We start from the raw sequence: 15,310 nt of genomic DNA, 5'->3' as shown, positions 1-15,310 counted from the left end.
GCAGAGTACGCGTTTTCTGTGCATTTACTTGGGTTCGTGTGCCAGGGTCGCGCGCACCCGAATACCGCCCGGGCACCACCTACTCCGGGTTCACGGGCGGCGGCATCTCGAGTCCGCACCGGGCGATCTCGTACTCCGGCTCGCGCTGGATGCGGTAACTGTTGAACGTGAACGCCTGCTTCAGATTGTGCTTGAAGCGGGTGAGCGACCACGGGCCCTCGAAGGACGCGAACCGATCCTTGGTCTCGGGGCACTGCAGCGCCACCTGCGCCTGCCGGACGAGGTCCTCGTCGAGGTAGCCCGGCAGAACCGGCTTGCGCGGATAGGCCCCGGCCTCGGCGACGACCCATTCGCTGGGCAGGATCTTGTCGTGTCCGATGCGGCCGTCCTCGAGCCGCTCGGTGTGTGCGGCGAGCGGATACGCCAGACCCATCTGGTCGATGACGCGCACGTCGAGCGGCGCGTTCATGCTCGTCATGCCGAGATTGAGGAAGTAGACCGTCACCTGACGCTCGGCACCCTTGGGCATCACCGCGGGCAGCTGCGCGACGTACCACTCGTCGTAGTTGAACGACGGCAGGATGACGCCGCCGTCCTCGCGGTATTTGTCGATCTTCTCGACCATCGCGCTCATCCGCGGGTAGGCGAGGTAGTCCTCGGCGGTCACTGGGTTCTCGTTGCCCATGTTGGTCACATAGAAGCGACGCTCGTCGACGATGCCGCTGCGTCCGATGTCGATCCCGGCGTTGGGCAGCACGTTCGCGTGGGTGCTGATCCCCCACACAAGAACCGTGATCCACAGGCCTGCCATGGCGACCGCACCGGCCAATCCGACGCGGGTCCGGCGACGTTCGGCCGGCGACACCTCGACGGGTTCGGGCTCGTCGTCGATGACGGATTCCTGCGCGGCACGGCGTCGGCCGAGGGCGGCACCGAGGTGCGCGGGAATCGTCAGCGGCACGACCATGAGCGGCAGCAGCGTGACGAACAAGGGCACGAGCAGCACGCGGCCGTGCATGAAATCGCCACCCTGACGCATCCAGTAGACGATCAGGATGAGGCCGGCCACGATGACCACGGACACCACGGCGGTCGACGACTGGAGTCGGGCCGAGAGCACGCCCAGACGCGAGCGGTCGGGGTCGACGGTGGTCGGGTCCGCGGTGCTCGTGGCGGCATCGGCGCGCAGACGTGCACCGACGACGAGGATCACGCCGGCGACGACGACCATCACGACCGGCAGCAGGAGCACGTACGGACCGAACAGATTGGTCAGATAGGCGAAACCCTGCTCCCACTTGGCACCGCTGGCGTCCTTGGCGACCGCCGGGTTGGGGACGAGCAGGGCGTAGTAGCCCATCCGGAAGATCTGGTAGCCCACCGGCAGGGCACCGGCGACGACGGCCACGCCGAGTCGCATCTTCCAACCGAGCGGCGCGAAGAAGACGAGCAGGAGCACCAGTCCGCCGAACACGGTGAGTTCGGGCCGAACCAGCGGAGCGAGACCCGCGGTGAACGCGAGCGCGAGCGTTGCCGCCGACGCCCGGCGGGTCGTCTGTGGACCGCGTCGGGCCCAGGCGACCAGCTGACACCACAGGACGGCGGCCCAGAAGATGCAGAGCCCGTTCTCCAGACCGCTCGTCGCGAAGTCGCGGGCCGGCGGGATGGCGATGTAGATGATGGCACCGAACGGGAGCAGCAGCGTCCAACCGTCACCGGTGATCCCGCCGAGGCGGTTGCCGTAGAGACGTGCGCTGCCGTACATCGCGATCGGGATGGCTGCGACCGAACACACCAGGGCCACCCAGAGGGCGACGTACTCGAGCTGGCCGTCGGTGACCCACGCCCAGAACCACAGCAGGTAGGTCCAGGCGGTCGAGGTGTTGGCCTCGACGCGTTCGCCCGCGTTGAACACCGGCCCGTTGCCTGCGAAGAGGTTCCGCAGCGTGCGCAGCACGATCAGGCCGTCGTCGGCGATCCACCGGCGCTGCCAGGCGCCGACGGCGAACAACGTGCTGACGGCGACGGCGCCGATCAGAAAACTGGCCGCGGCGAGACGACGCCGCGCCTTGTCGACCACGGGCGCGCCCGTCGTGCGGGTGCCCGTTACCTCGGGGTCGTCGACGGGATCGGAACCGACACCGTCGGTGGGTTGCAGACCGTCAATTGACTGCATAGACCGCGACACCCACGCATACTAACCAGGCCACGGCCAGCAGCTGCAGAATGCGGTCGCCGAGGGCGATCTCCTCGGGTTCCCCTGCTGCGCCACCGTCGACATCGACCGCATAACGCAGGATCGCGACCGTGAACGGCACCATCGAGATCGCGTAGGCGACGTTGGTGTCATGGTTCTCGGCGCCCTTGTCGAACGCCCAGAGTCCGTAGAAGACCACCACGGCCGTGGCCGACAGCGTCCAGACGAACCGCAGGTAGGTGGTGGTGTAGTACTGCAGCGCCTTGCGGATCTTGGCGCCGGTGCGCTCGGCGAGCTGCAATTCGGCGTACCGCTTGCCGGCGGCCATGAACAGCGAACCGAAGGCCATGACGAGCAGGAACCACTGCGACAGCACGATCTCGGCGGCGACACCACCGGCGATCGCCCGCAGCAGGAAGCCCGACGACACGATGCAGATGTCGATGACGGCCTGGTTCTTGAGGCCGAAGCAGTAGCCGAGCTGGATGACCAGGTAGATCGCGATGACGACCGCGGTCTGCCAGTTCGCCAGGAACGAGATGCCGATGGACGCGGCCAGCAGCACGGCGGCGAGCCCGTAGGCCAGCGGTACCGGGACCACGCCGGCGGCGATGGGACGGAACCGCTTGGTCGGGTGATTGCGGTCGGACTCGACGTCCATCGCGTCGTTGACCAGGTAGATGCTCGACGCGGCAAGGCAGAACGCGACGAAGGCGATGGCCGCGGAGCCCAGCACCGAGGCGTCGGTGATGTTGCCGGCGGCCAGCGGCGCGGCGAGCACCAGCACGTTCTTCACCCACTGCCGCGGACGGATCGCCTTGATCAGCCCGGTGGCCAGGTTCTTCGGGGGCCCGGCGACCTTCCCGTGCTCGATCGGCTCCTCGCTCATGCACTCTCCCTGTGTCGTGTCACCCGTGCGATGACGGGGGACGCGGCGAGTCGCAGCGGCCCGCCGGGCACCGCGGCCGTGAGGCCGAGCCGGGTCAGGGCGCGCGCCGCGCGGCGGGCACGTCCTGAGGCCGGAGCATTCCGGGTGGGTTCGAGCAGCACCTTATCGCCCGCGATGACGGCCGCTGCGCTCGCGGCACCGATCGCGGCACCCGCGGTGACGTCTGTCGGATAGTGAACGCCGAGTACGAGACGCGACAGAAGCATCGGCGGCACCAGCGCCGCGGGCAGCACCTTGGCGTCCCAGCCGGCCGCACGGCCGATCAGGATCGCCGCGGCGGTGGTCGAGGTGGCGTGCGACGACGGGAAGCTCAGCTTGCTCGGCGTGGACACCCCGATGTCGATGGCGGGGTGGGCCGGCCGGGGCCGGCGCACGATGCGCTTGATGATCACCGAGGCCGCGTGCGCACCGAAGGCGCCCACACCGGCTTCGATCCACAGCTGCTGCGACCGCACGTCGCCGCGGGCACGCGCCAGCGTCCAGCCGGCACCGGAGATGGCCAGCCAGCCCAGGGCGTGTTCGCCGAGGTGCGACAGACCGCGCGCCGCCGACCGCACACCCGGACGGGAACCGATGCCCGTCTGGATGGCGACGAGGACCTTCTCCTCGCCCGCGAGGGGTCTGGGTGCGTCGTCGGCCGGGAGCTTCGCCGACTCCTCGACCTGCACGTCGGGACTACTCGATTCCGAAGACACCCGCCCAGCTCTCCTTACTGGTCAACTCACGATGTGCGGCGCGGTACTGCTGCTTCATGTCGCCGAACTTGTCCTGGAGTTCCTTGATCAGCGCGAAATGCTCACGCGCGAGCGCGATCATCTTCTCGCGATCCCGCTGCCGGTACACCACTCCCCGACCGTCGGCCGTGGTGACGGTGACACCGTCGACGCGGCCGAGCGAGAACCAGCGCGCCTCGATCGGCGGGTAGTTCGCCTGCGGGACCTCGTGATGACGGGGGTCGGCGGGCCGGGCGTTGTTGACCACGGATGCGGCCAGCGCCTTGATCTTGCTGATCGGGTTCAGCGGGATCGACGTGCCCAGATGCGTTGCCTCTCCGGAGGTCCGGGGCAGCGCGGTGGCCGACGGCAGCACGACCGCGTCCGGGTACTCCTTGCGGATCGCCGCGACCTTCGGCAGCGCGGTCGGCAGGAGGCTGCGGATGTGGTCGGGGCCGGCGAGGAAGTCCCGGATCGCCTCGTTCTGAATGGCCACCGTCGAGTACTCAAGGCAGAGAAGATGTTTCGCGGTCGCCTTGGTCATCGACCGCAGGATGCCCTTGATCGGTCCGTCGTGGTGGATGGATGCGACGACGAGCCGGTTGCGCAGATGGAAGTACGCCTGCCAGTCGATGGCGTCGTCCTTGTCGCTCCACGCCATGTGCCAGATCGCGATGCCCGGGATGGTGGCCGTCGGGTAACCGGCCTTCGCCGCGCGCAGCGCGAATTCCCAGTCGTCCCACTTGATGAACAGTGGCATCGGCAGGCCGATGGTCTCGGCACATTCGCGGGGGATCATGCACATCCACCAGCCGTTGCCCTCGACGTCGATCCGGCGGTGCAGGTTCTTCGAGTTCTCCCGGTCCCGCAGGGGGTACTCGGAGAAGTTGTGGTCGTATTCGACGAATGGCGCCGCGGTCCACATGAAGGTGTCGCGTCGGATGACCTCACCCATGCAGTGCAGGTGGCTGCGGTCCTGCAGGTTGAGCATCTGTCCGCCGACGAGCATGGGGGACTTGGCGAATCGCGACATGGCCAGCGCGCGCAGGATCGAGTCCGGCTCGATGGCGATGTCGTCGTCCATGTAGAGGATGTAGGGCGAATCGGTGAGTCGCAACGCCTCGTACATGATGCGTGCGTAGCCACCCGAGCCGCCGAGGTTGCCCTGGTCGAAGATGTGCAACCGATCACCGAGAGCCGTTGCGGCCTCTGTGTATCCGGGTTCGTCGACGACCTTCTTGGTGCCCTGGTCGGGCATGATGACCGCGTCGATGACCTCGTCGACCATCGGGTCGGAGGTCAGGGCGGCCAGTGCGTTGACCGCGTCGGTGGGACGGTTGAAGGTCGGGATGCCGACGGTCACGCGCTTGGTGTCGGCGTCGGAGGTCGGTGCGTCGACCGGCGAATACCAACCGGCCGAGACGATCTCGGTGTCGGTGTCGGTGGTGATGTCGAACCAGATCCAGCCGCCGTCCTCGAACGGGCCGAGATCGAGCTCGAACTCGACCACGCCGCGGCCGTGTTCGTCGGTGGCGATCAGGTCGCCGCCGATACCGATGCGCGAGCCGTCGATCTTGGAGCGGTACAGGTCGACGCGAGCGGTGCCGACCACCTCGATGCGCAGCACCACCGAGTCCAGGATGCTCCAGCGACGCCAGTAGGCGGCCGCGAAAGCGTTGAAGTAGGTCTCGAAGCTGACCTCGGATTCGCCGCCGAGCAGCACCGAGGTACGGCTCGGTGCGTGTGCCCGCCGGTTGTTGGAGTCCGATTCGAGCAGGTACAGCGACCGCACGTCGAGCGGCTCACCCGCGCGCGGGAAGATCACGCGCTGCAGAAGGGATTTCGCCTTCGACGGCCCGATGCCCGCGTCGGGGATCTCGGACTGGTTCACGGGGGTCACCGTCATCTATTCGGCTCCTGCGGGGTCGGACACCAGCGGCGCACCGTCACGTAGATGCGGCGCCAGGGTGTTGTCGAACATGGTGAGCGCGCTGGCGATCGCCATGTGCATGTCGAGGTACTGATAGGTGCCGAGGCGACCACCGAACAACACGTTCGCACTGGCGGTCTCGGTGCGGGCGAGTTCCCGGTAGGCCGAGAGCTTGGCGCGGTCGTCGGCGGTGTTGATCGGGTAGTACGGCTCGTCGTCGTCATCGGCGAAGCGGCTGAACTCGCGCATGATGACGGTCTTGTCCGCGGGGTAGGAGTCCCGTTCCGGATGGAAGTGACGGAACTCGTGGATGCGCGTGTACGGCACGTCGGCGTCGTTGTAGTTCATCACCGGGGTGCCCTGGAAGTCGCCGGTGTCCAGCACCTCGGTCTCGAAATCGAGTGTGCGCCAACCGAGTCGGCCGGCCGAGTACTCGAAGTAGCGGTCCAGCGGGCCGGTGTAGACGACCGGTGCGTCGGGATTCTGCTCACGCAGCTCGTCGCGGACGCCGAACCAGTCGGTCGACAGGCGCACTTCGATGCGCTCGTCGGCGGCCATGTTCTCCAGCCAAGCGGTGTAACCGTCGACCGGCAGGCCCTCGTACTTGTCGTTGAAGTACCGGTTGTCGAAGGTGTACCGGACGGGGAGGCGGGTGATGTTGCCGGCGGGCAGCTCGGTGGGATCGGTCTGCCACTGCTTGGCGGTGTAGTGCTTGATGAACGCCTCGTAGAGCGGCCGCCCGATGAGGCTGATCGCCTTCTCCTCGAGGTTCTTGGCGTCGGCGGTGTCGATCTCGCCGGCCTGCTCGGCGATCAGCTTGCGCGCCTCGTCCGGCGAGAAGTAGCGACCGAAGAACTGGCTGATGAGACCGAGACCCATCGGGAACTGGTAGGCCTGCCCGTTGTGCAGCGCGAACACGCGGTGCTGGTAATTGGTGAAGTCGGTGAACTGGTTCACGTACTCCCACACCCGGTCGTTCGAGGTGTGGAACAGGTGGGCGCCGTACTTGTGGACCTCGATACCGGTCGTCGGCTCGGCCTCGGAGTAGGCGTTGCCACCGAGATGGTTGCGCCGTTCGATCACGAGGACCCGCTTGCCCAGCTGGGTGGCCGCCCGCTCGGCGACGGTGAGACCGAAGAATCCGGAGCCGACGACGATCAGGTCATAGCTGCTACTGGTTGCCACGGGTCCTCAGGGTAACGGACCCATCCTGAGGATTCTCCGAGCCACGGTGGTCGCCGGGCAATGTTCGATCGTCGGTCTGCAGACATCGGGCCGGTTCCTCTGCTTCTCGGGTGGTTCGGGGCACCGTGACGTCTCGACTCCAGTTGTCGGCACTCAGGGCCGCCACACCACTTCCCGCGGTGGCTCCGCCATCACCGACATCGCGGTCGTGGTGCCCGCCCACAACGAGCAGGCGCTGCCCCCTGGTGTCTGGCCGCACTCGACGCCGCGATCGCCGCCGTCCGACCGTCGGTGCAGGTGATCGTGGCCCTCGGCTCCTGCGACGACGACTCCGCCGGCACCGTCCCTGCCCACAGACAAGGGTCTACGTGACGGCCAGGTGCGTCGGCACCGCGCCTCGGACGGGCTTCGCCGCTGCATCACCGACGACGGCCGGCACCACCTGATTCCCGACGTCCGATGCCGACTCGGCGGTGCCGCCCGACTGGCTGCTCACCCACGTCGACGACCGCCGACTCCGGGCCGACGGTTTCGTGGGGATCGTCACTCCCGACGGATTCGACGGACGACGCCCGGCCCCGGGCCGATGGTCACCGAACACCGGACCGTTTCGACGAGTACCCACAGTCCGGCGACGACGTCCACGCAGCCCTGGCCGGAACTCCGATGGTGACCTCGACGTCGTACTCCGACACCGATTTCCGGCTCGATGTTCTCCATTTGTCACCTGAACGGTCGGTTGCGCAACGAGAGGGACTCATCGATTCGTCGCGGTTATACGATCCGGCATAATAGATTCTCGACAAACGAGTGTTCCGTTTCCTGCGCTCAGCTGTCGTGCCGGCTGAGACGCGCGAAATGCGGTCTCCCAAGGAGGCAGGAGTGACCCAGTTGTCGGACTTCGGAGCGCAGATGACGCGCATCGCCGGCGAGATGCGTAAACAAAGCGATGACACCGAGGCCGCCGTGCGCTCGATGACGAAGTACGCGGTCGACGCCATCCCGGGCGCGGAATACGCGTCGGTGACACTCGTGTCTGACGGCGTGGTCGAGACCCCCGTCGTCATCGGCGACCTGGGCGGCGAGGCCGACGAGCTGCAGCGCAAACTCGGCGAAGGGCCGTGCATCCGTGCCGCGGTCAACGACGTGACGGTGTGGATCGACGACATGCACGTCGAGGAACGCTGGCCGCGGTTCGCCGCGGCCGCCGCCGACATCGGCATCCGGTCGATGGCCTGCTTCTTCTTGTACATCGACGGAGACGACTTCGGCGCGCTGAACCTGCACAGCACCCGTCCCCACGCGTTCCCGACCGAGGCGCGCCAGCTCGGCGAACTGTTCGCCGCGCACGCCGCGACCGCGTTCGGTGCCATCCAGGAGAAGCAGCAGCTCCGGGCCGCACTGAGCTCACGCGACATCATCGGTCAGGCCAAGGGCATGATCATGGAGCGCTACAAGCTCGACGCCACCGAGGCATTCGCGCTGCTCGCCCGACTGTCGCAGGACACCAACACCAAGCTGGTCGATGTCGCTGCGCAGATCGTCGTGGCCGGTCCGGAGAGCTCCTAACCGAGCCCGTCTTCCTTCGGGAACCCCAGCGCCGGGATGCCGCCGCGTTCCTGGAACTCTGCGAGACTCTTGCCGACCAGGACGCGCGGGCCGGTGGCCGGGGTGAAGAACATCATCCCCTTCTCGTAGACCTGCGTGACGCCGGCGGCGTCGGGGGTCAGCGACGGGAGTCCCATCGCCTCTCCGAGCGGACCGGACAGGCCGCCGAGATCGGCGAACTTGCCGTCCATGGCCGACGAGGCGATCTCCAGGAACTTCGCCCCACCGGGGATGATCTGGTCGACGAGTTGACCGAAGCTACCGAAGTCGAGTCCCAGCGAGGGCCCGGACGGTCCGGTGGGCGGCTTGACGATGCGCGGCGCCGGCTGGCCCTGCACGGTGAACCACGACGACTTCAACTTGAGCTTGGTGCGGGCTTCCTCGCCGGAGACCTCGGAGGTTCCGCCGGAACCCACGGCACGGACCTTGATCGCGCGGCCGTGCTCCGCGCCGAGGCCGTTGGCCTCGACGACCTCGAAGCTGCGGAGTGCACCGACACCGAACGCCGAGCCGATGGTGCCGGCGGAGATGGTCACGGTCCAGTTGTGGTTTGGCGAGACCGTGTCACCTTCGTCGGGTACGGCCGGGAAGCGACCGCCGGCCGAGAAGCCACCTGTCGAGGCGGAGAACTCGGTGAACGCGGGCTGGCCGTTCTGCAGCAGAATCTGACCTGCGGTCGCGTCGGCCGCCACATTGGTACGACGGTCCTCGCCGGACACGCCGCCATACACCTGGGAGTTCTGGGTGTCGTCGATCTTCTTACCGCCGGCGATCGCGGCGAGTGCATAGGTGCGGGCGGCGACGGCTTGCGCCTGCAGTGCCGCGGCACCGCCGGAGTCTGCCCAGGCAGGCAGGCTCTCGCGCGGGATGACGCCCTTGACGTAGTCGTCGATGTGGATGCGGTTGACCACGCGTCCACCTTCGAGGCCGAGTGCGCCTCGGTAAGCCTTCTCGGAACCACAGAACTTGAGGAACTCGGCCGCCGGCCGGTTCGGCGCCATACTCAGCGGTTCGACGAACGTGGCCGGGACGGAGCGGATCACACCGCCGCCGCAGCCGCTGCGGATGGTGGCCGTGCCCCCGGACAAGCTGACCGCCTGTCCGGGAGCCACCGTCTGACCTCCGACGCGCATTCCGGCGTCCGCATGCACATTCACCGAGTTCTGACCCGTGAGGGCCACGATGATCTCGGGCCTGTCCACCTTCCCCGCGGTGGTTCCACCGTAGAAGTGACGCAGGATCTGCTGTGCCGACCAGCCCTTACGGGCGTAGCCGTACGCACCCCATTGCCCCATTCCGCGGCCGTGGCCATGACCGTGTCCGATCAGCGTCACCGTCGACCCGACCGAAAGCTCGACCCCGAGGGTCGATTCCGTTGAACTCGCAGCGACGAGCCCTCCGGCCAGCAGTGCGGGCGCGAGCCCGGCCGCGGCCCAGGTCAGCAACTTTCCGCGAGTCCGTGCGGGCCGGGAGCCGGTCGCCGGCCTCCCCGGCAGGAGCCGTCTGGGTCGGGGTTCGTTCACTGCAGAACACATCCTTCGGTCGCGACGACACCAGCCTCAGAAGTTGTCTTAGAGCTACAACTTTCACTCAATCGTGGCCGATGTGACGATTGGGACTTACGTGACATTAGTGAACCTCATTCGCGTTCACCAAGTCGAGCGGATCACAACCGGATCACGAGTTGTGACTCCGATTGTGACCTCACCAATAACACCAGTAACACTGGCCTCATAGGTAACAAGAGAGTCACGAGTGGTCCGGCGTCGGCGTGTGTCGTGTCGATGGAGGGCCGTCCCGCATCACGATGGCGGCCGACACCGAGCACGCCTCGACGCCCGCCCGGCGTGTGAGGCTGCGCATCGCATCGATGACCGGACAACCTCCGGCGAGGAGACCCCCAGTGCGTTACCCCCGACCGAAGCATTCGATCGCTCTCGCGGCCATCGCCGCGGCGGTCGTCGCGAGTCCGTTCGCGGTGATCGCGAGCACCTCCGGCCCGCAGGCCGGCGACCCCCGGCTCGTCGACAACAAGCAGAAGATCGCCAACACCGAGATCGAGCAGGTGCCGCTGCGTGAGCTGCCCGCCGCCATCCTCGACGTCGCGTCGTCGGGCCTCGCCGCCGCGGGCGTCGCGCTGCCGGAGATCGATCCCGATGCGTTCCCACTCCCCGATCTGACGGTCCCGCTGCCGAAGGGCATCGTGCCAAGCCCCTCCACACCGGGCACTTCCGAGTCAAGCGCACCCGAGTCGAGCGCACCCGAGTCGAGCGCACCCGAGCCCACCTCCTCCGAGGCGCCTGCGCCGTCGACGACCGAGACCGATGATCCGGCTCCCGCTCCGACGAGCACCACGACCCCTCCCGTCACGACGATGCGCGACGGGCGCGAGGTGGGTGCAGCGGTGACGCACATCGTGCGCGAGGACCCCATCAAGATGGTCGCCTTCACCTGGGACCGCCCTGTGGACGTCGACCTGAAGCTGCGCGCCAAGCAGCCCGACGGGAAGTGGAGTCCGTGGACGGTCCTGGAGCAGATCTCGAAAGGCGGCGCGCCGAGTGCCGAGAAACCGGCGGGCACCGAACCGGTGTGGGTCGGCGATGCGCGGGAGGTGCAGGTCGCCGCGTCGAAGGACGGCCTGGCGATCCCGGCCGCCGAGACCCAGGGCGGCGACCTGGCCCAGCTGGCCGTCGGCTCCGGAAGCGAGATCGTGACGAAGCTGGCCGAGACGGCCCTCAACACCCTCAAGGCGACGCTGATCAGCCCGGAGGGTCTGCTGTCGCTGGGTTCGTCGTTGCTGTCCCCGCTGACCGGCGGACCGCAGGTGGTCGCGCGTCAGCAGTGGGGTGCCGACGAGGGGATCCGCTGTTCACAGCCGGTGTACTCGCCGCAGCTCAAGGGCGCGATCGTGCACCACACCGCGGGTAGCAACGACTACACCCCGCAGCAGTCGGTCGAGATCGTGCGCGGCATCTACGCCTATCACGCACAAAGCCTGAACTGGTGCGATATCGGCTACAACGTGCTGGTCGACAAGTACGGACAGATCTTCGAAGGCGCGTTCGGCGGACTCGACCGCAACGTGGAGGGCACCCACACCGGCGGGTTCAACAAGGACACGGTCGGCTTGTCGTTCATCGGCAACCTGGAGGAGGTGCCGCCCACCGCGGCGGCGGTCGCCGCGGCCGGACGCTTCCTGCGCTGGCGACTCGGCAAGGCGGGTCTGAACCCCGCGGGCACGGCGACCCTGATGTCGGAGGGTTTCGCGGGCACCAAGTTCGCGGCCGGGACGCAGTCCAACCTGCCGATGATCTCCGGCCACCGCGACTACAACAGCACCAGTTGCCCTGGCGTGCACGGTTACGCGGCGCTGGAGCAGGTCCGTGCGCTGGCAGGTGGCGCGGCGCCGGCCCCGGAGGCGACGCCCGAGGCGACTCCGGAAGGAGCACCGCCGGGCGAGCCCGGAGCACCCGAGCAGGCGCCCGGCCCCGCGCCGGAGTCCGGTCCGCCGGCAGTGTGAGCCGCGCGAGCCGCTCGGTTCAGGCGAACCAGCGCTCGAGCACCTTCGCGACGCCGTCGTCGTTGTTGCCGACCGTGATCTCGTCGGCGGCGTCGAGCGCGGCCTGATGGCCGTGTCCCATGGCGACGCCGTGGCTCGCCCACGTGAGCATCTCGACGTCGTTGGGCATGTCGCCGAAGGCGATCAGGCCGTCGGCGGGTAGACCGGTGGCCTCACAGAGGCGCGCGAGTCCAGAGGCCTTGTGCGTACCCGGCACCGACAGTTCGACGAGGCCGTTGTCCGTGGAGAAGGTCACCTGGGCGAGGTCGCCGACGAAGGGCTGCAACCGCGCGGCCATCTCGCCGCTGGGCATGTCCGGTTTGCGTACGAGCAGCTTCACCGCCGGTTCGCTGAACACCTCGTCGTCGCCGACCTCGACGTGATCCGGGTTGAGCCAGGCGTGTTCGTATCCGGCGCTCGCGACGAACGGCGGCGTCGCGGCGTCGTGCGCCGACCGGCCGGCACGTTCGGCGGCGATACCGCACCCCGGGATCTGCTGGTAGGCGATCTCCCCCAGCTTCACGAGGGCGTCGGATTCGAGGTTGGCCGACCACAGGACCCGGTCATGCTCGGCGTCGTAGATGATGGCGCCGTTGGCGCACACGGCGTATCGGACGAAGGCGTCGGTGCCGGCGAACTGGTCGGTGATCTCGGCGATCCACCGGGGCGGGCGGCCGGTCGCGAGCACGAACTCGACGCCCGCCGCACGGGCCGCCGACAACGCGGACACGGTTCGCGACGACACCCGGTTCTCGTCGTCGATCAGTGTTCCGTCCACGTCGCTGGCGATGAGGGTGGGTGGACCGAATGTCATCTGTTTCCTCTGTCTCGGGCCTGGGTGGCCTCGCGTTGTCTCGCCGCGGCCTTGCGGGCGCGGGCTTCGGCCTTGCGGAGCGCCTCGTCGGCCTCGATGACCGCGGCCTCCTGTGGTGTGGGGGCCGATCCGCCGAGCCGGGCAGGTACCCAGAACTCGCCGGCCGGGTGCGGGCCGTAGGCGTCCTGGACCTCGTGGAGCATGGAGTCCATCACCTCGTGCAACCGCAGGGTCTCGCGCTCGGGTTTCTCGCCGGGGTCGACGGTGAACGGCAGTCCGTAACGGACGTGCACCGGGATACGGCGTCGGCCCATGTTCCGGGGGCCGCCCTTGGTCCATTGCCGGTGGGCTCCCCACACGATCGCCGGGACGATCGGGACCCCGGCCTCGGCGGCCATGCGTACCGCACCGCTCTTGAACTCCTTCAGCTCGAAGCTGCGGCTGATCGTCGCCTCCGGGTAGACCGCGACGATGTGGCCGTCGCGGAGGCGTTCGAGTGCGGCGCGGTAGGCGTCGGCGCCGCGGGACCGGTCCACCGGAACGGTCTTCGTGTGGTTGACCAGGAAGCGCATGATCGCGACATCCATCACCTCGGACTTGATGAGGAACCGCGTCCGCCGGCCGGCACGTTGCACTCCCAGCGCGGCCGGGATGAAGTCGACGTAACCGGTGTGGTTGATGCACAGCACCGCCCCGCCGGTCTCCGGGATGTTCTGGATCCCGGTGAAGTGCAGGTCGAGCCCCTGGGCGCGGACGAGCGTGTTCGCGATGATCTCCAGGGTCCGGTAGACCGGCTCCCGTCCTCGACGCGGCCCGCTGCTCATGCCTCCCAGGTTAACGGTCAGGGGTTGTCACGCTGAGCGCGCTTGGCGGCGCGTTCGGCCTGCTCCTCGGCGTCCATACGGTTCGCCTCCTCGAGCGTCGGCGCCGACCCTCCGAGGCGTGCCGGAACCCAGAACTCACCCTTGGGGTGCTCGCCGTAGGCGTCCTGCAGCTCGAGCAGTTTCGCGCTCATGACCTCGTGCAGCTTGGCGGTGAGGGCGTCGGGATCGCCGGTGGGTTCGAGCGCCTCGCAGACCCCGATCGAGATCGGGTAGCCGGTGCGGCCGAGCCGCTTCGGGTGGCCCTTGGTCCACACGCGCTGGGCACCCCAGATGACGGTCGGGATGATCGGTGCACCGGACTCGATCGCCATGCGTGCCGCACCCGACTTGAATGCCTTCAGCTCGAAGCTGCGGCTGATCGTCGCCTCTGGGTAGACACCGACGAGCTCACCGCGCTTGAGATACTCGACAGCAGCCCGGTAGCTGTCGGCACCGGCGGTGCGGTCGACGGGAATGTGCTTGAGCGAGCGCATGATCGGGCCGGAGATCTTGTTGTCGAAGACCTCCTTCTTCGCCATGAACCGCACCTTGCGACGCCCCTGCAGATGTGCGGGGATGCCGGCGTAGGTGAAGTCGAGGTAGCCGGTGTGGTTGATCGCGACGACGCCGGGGCCCTCGGCCGGGACGTGCTCGACGCCCGACACCTTGAACTTGAGACCTTCGGCCAGCCAGAGCAGGCGGGCGGCGGTGATCACGGTGTCGTAGACGGGTTCCATGCCGGAAAGCTTAACCAGTGATCGGGTGTGGCAGGTCAGGCGTCCGCGGCACCTGTGCGGGTGACGGCGAACACGAGGTCGACGGCGGCGTCGGAGAGCTGTTCGGGTGTGAGGGCGAGCCGACCGTCGATGTGGTCGAGGTACAGCGCCACGAGTGCCCCGGTGAGCGCCGAGGAGATCACGGCGACGCGTTCGGGGGCGAGTGAGTCCTGGTCGGTGACCATGGCCAGGACGGCCTGGACGAATCCGGGGACGGTGGCCGCGCGGTGTGCGCGGAGGACGTCGTCGGCAAGCGGCTCGCGTAACAGGATGCGGGCCTGCCCCGGCTCGTCCTGGAAGAACTCGCGGAAGATCTCCAGCAGTGCACGCACGTTCTCACGCGGATCGGCACACCGTTCAAGGCCCGCAACCCGGGTGAGGAGCCGGCCGGTGACACGGTCGTACACCGCGGTGACCAGCTCTTCGGTCGAGGAGAAGCTCTCGTAGAAGTAGCGGGGACTGAGATTGGCCTCGCGCACGACGGCCCGCATCGTGACCGCGGCGGTGCCGCCGGTCCCCAGCAGGGTCTCGGCGACGGCGAGCATCTGCTCGCGCCGGTCGGTGGACCGGTCCTCGAGCGTCTGCCCGCGCCACAGCTTGCCCGAACTCATGTGTTCATCGTCGCATCTGCGCGGGGTGGGACTCATGGCCCACGCGGGCGGTCCGCGCGGCTCGATACATTGGAGGACTGTAGTGCTTTGACGCGCAGCCCCGCG

The 15,310-nt window shown here is 67.9% G+C and carries 15 protein-coding genes; 2 read left to right on the top strand and 13 right to left on the bottom strand.

What is annotated here, in order from left to right:
- Nucleotides 1-79 precede the first annotated feature (79 nt).
- The 8 genes from GONAM_RS12200 to GONAM_RS22675 form a co-directional block, all read right to left on the bottom strand.
- Nucleotides 80-2,176: an arabinofuranosyltransferase AftB family protein gene (locus GONAM_RS12200; RefSeq protein ID WP_006867061.1), complete on the bottom strand. Its 2,097-nt coding sequence runs from the start codon at nucleotides 2,174-2,176 to the stop codon at nucleotides 80-82.
- Nucleotides 2,163-3,086, bottom strand: coding sequence for a decaprenyl-phosphate phosphoribosyltransferase (locus GONAM_RS12195; protein WP_006867060.1), 924 nt, complete (start codon nucleotides 3,084-3,086; stop codon nucleotides 2,163-2,165). The genes GONAM_RS12200 and GONAM_RS12195 overlap by 14 nt, the downstream gene beginning before the upstream one ends.
- Nucleotides 3,083-3,841: a phosphatase PAP2 family protein gene (locus GONAM_RS12190; RefSeq protein ID WP_006867059.1), complete on the bottom strand. Its 759-nt coding sequence runs from the start codon at nucleotides 3,839-3,841 to the stop codon at nucleotides 3,083-3,085. The genes GONAM_RS12195 and GONAM_RS12190 overlap by 4 nt, the downstream gene beginning before the upstream one ends.
- Nucleotides 3,822-5,765, bottom strand: coding sequence for a glycosyltransferase (locus GONAM_RS12185; RefSeq protein ID WP_006867058.1), 1,944 nt, complete (start codon nucleotides 5,763-5,765; stop codon nucleotides 3,822-3,824). The genes GONAM_RS12190 and GONAM_RS12185 overlap by 20 nt, the downstream gene beginning before the upstream one ends.
- A complete protein-coding gene (gene glf, locus GONAM_RS12180) occupies nucleotides 5,766-6,974 on the bottom strand; it encodes a UDP-galactopyranose mutase (RefSeq protein WP_006867057.1) in 1,209 nt (402 codons plus the stop codon).
- A 153-nt stretch (nucleotides 6,975-7,127) separates the two neighbouring features.
- Complete coding sequence (locus GONAM_RS22680) at nucleotides 7,128-7,334, bottom strand: hypothetical protein (RefSeq protein ID WP_167330273.1); 207 nt, start codon at nucleotides 7,332-7,334, stop codon at nucleotides 7,128-7,130.
- A 4-nt stretch (nucleotides 7,335-7,338) separates the two neighbouring features.
- Nucleotides 7,339-7,470, bottom strand: coding sequence for a hypothetical protein (locus GONAM_RS23035; protein WP_280985363.1), 132 nt, complete (start codon nucleotides 7,468-7,470; stop codon nucleotides 7,339-7,341).
- Between the two features lie 47 nt (nucleotides 7,471-7,517).
- The gene (locus tag GONAM_RS22675; RefSeq protein ID WP_157159156.1) at nucleotides 7,518-7,694 is read right to left on the bottom strand and encodes a hypothetical protein; all 177 of its coding nucleotides are present in this window, start codon (nucleotides 7,692-7,694) and stop codon (nucleotides 7,518-7,520) included.
- Between the two features lie 162 nt (nucleotides 7,695-7,856).
- Between GONAM_RS22675 and GONAM_RS12170 the strand changes: the two genes are divergently transcribed.
- Nucleotides 7,857-8,543, top strand: a complete 687-nt coding sequence (locus tag GONAM_RS12170; RefSeq protein WP_006867056.1) for a GAF and ANTAR domain-containing protein — start codon at nucleotides 7,857-7,859, stop codon at nucleotides 8,541-8,543.
- Here GONAM_RS12170 and GONAM_RS12165 read toward each other — a convergent pair.
- Nucleotides 8,540-10,027: a SpoIID/LytB domain-containing protein gene (locus tag GONAM_RS12165; protein ID WP_006867055.1), complete on the bottom strand. Its 1,488-nt coding sequence runs from the start codon at nucleotides 10,025-10,027 to the stop codon at nucleotides 8,540-8,542. The two genes, GONAM_RS12170 and GONAM_RS12165, sit on opposite strands and share 4 nt — an antisense overlap.
- A 458-nt stretch (nucleotides 10,028-10,485) precedes the next feature.
- Between GONAM_RS12165 and GONAM_RS12160 the strand changes: the two genes are divergently transcribed.
- Nucleotides 10,486-12,102, top strand: coding sequence for a peptidoglycan recognition protein family protein (locus GONAM_RS12160; protein WP_006867054.1), 1,617 nt, complete (start codon nucleotides 10,486-10,488; stop codon nucleotides 12,100-12,102).
- Between the two features lie 19 nt (nucleotides 12,103-12,121).
- On the opposite strand, the gene GONAM_RS12155 is transcribed toward GONAM_RS12160, so the two are convergent.
- The 4 genes from GONAM_RS12155 to GONAM_RS12140 are packed head-to-tail and all read right to left on the bottom strand — an operon-like array spanning nucleotide 12,122 to nucleotide 15,205.
- On the bottom strand, nucleotides 12,122-12,955 hold the full coding sequence (locus GONAM_RS12155; RefSeq protein WP_006867053.1) for a Cof-type HAD-IIB family hydrolase: 834 nt from the start codon (nucleotides 12,953-12,955) through the stop codon (nucleotides 12,122-12,124).
- On the bottom strand, nucleotides 12,952-13,779 hold the full coding sequence (locus GONAM_RS12150) for a lysophospholipid acyltransferase family protein (RefSeq protein WP_006867052.1): 828 nt from the start codon (nucleotides 13,777-13,779) through the stop codon (nucleotides 12,952-12,954). The genes GONAM_RS12155 and GONAM_RS12150 overlap by 4 nt, the downstream gene beginning before the upstream one ends.
- 17 nt (nucleotides 13,780-13,796) lie before the next feature.
- Nucleotides 13,797-14,555: a lysophospholipid acyltransferase family protein gene (locus GONAM_RS12145; protein WP_006867051.1), complete on the bottom strand. Its 759-nt coding sequence runs from the start codon at nucleotides 14,553-14,555 to the stop codon at nucleotides 13,797-13,799.
- A gap of 35 nt (nucleotides 14,556-14,590) precedes the next feature.
- Nucleotides 14,591-15,205 carry a TetR/AcrR family transcriptional regulator gene (locus GONAM_RS12140; RefSeq protein ID WP_006867050.1) on the bottom strand — a complete coding sequence of 205 codons (615 nt, stop codon included), beginning with the start codon at nucleotides 15,203-15,205 and terminating at the stop codon, nucleotides 14,591-14,593.
- Nucleotides 15,206-15,310: the final 105 nt, after the last annotated feature.

It is taken from the genome of Gordonia namibiensis NBRC 108229, from assembly GCF_000298235.1.
Lineage (GTDB): Bacteria > Actinomycetota > Actinomycetes > Mycobacteriales > Mycobacteriaceae > Gordonia > Gordonia namibiensis.
The sequence above is the reverse complement of the archived record's forward strand: the minus strand, read 5'-3'. Positions and strand labels throughout refer to the sequence as shown.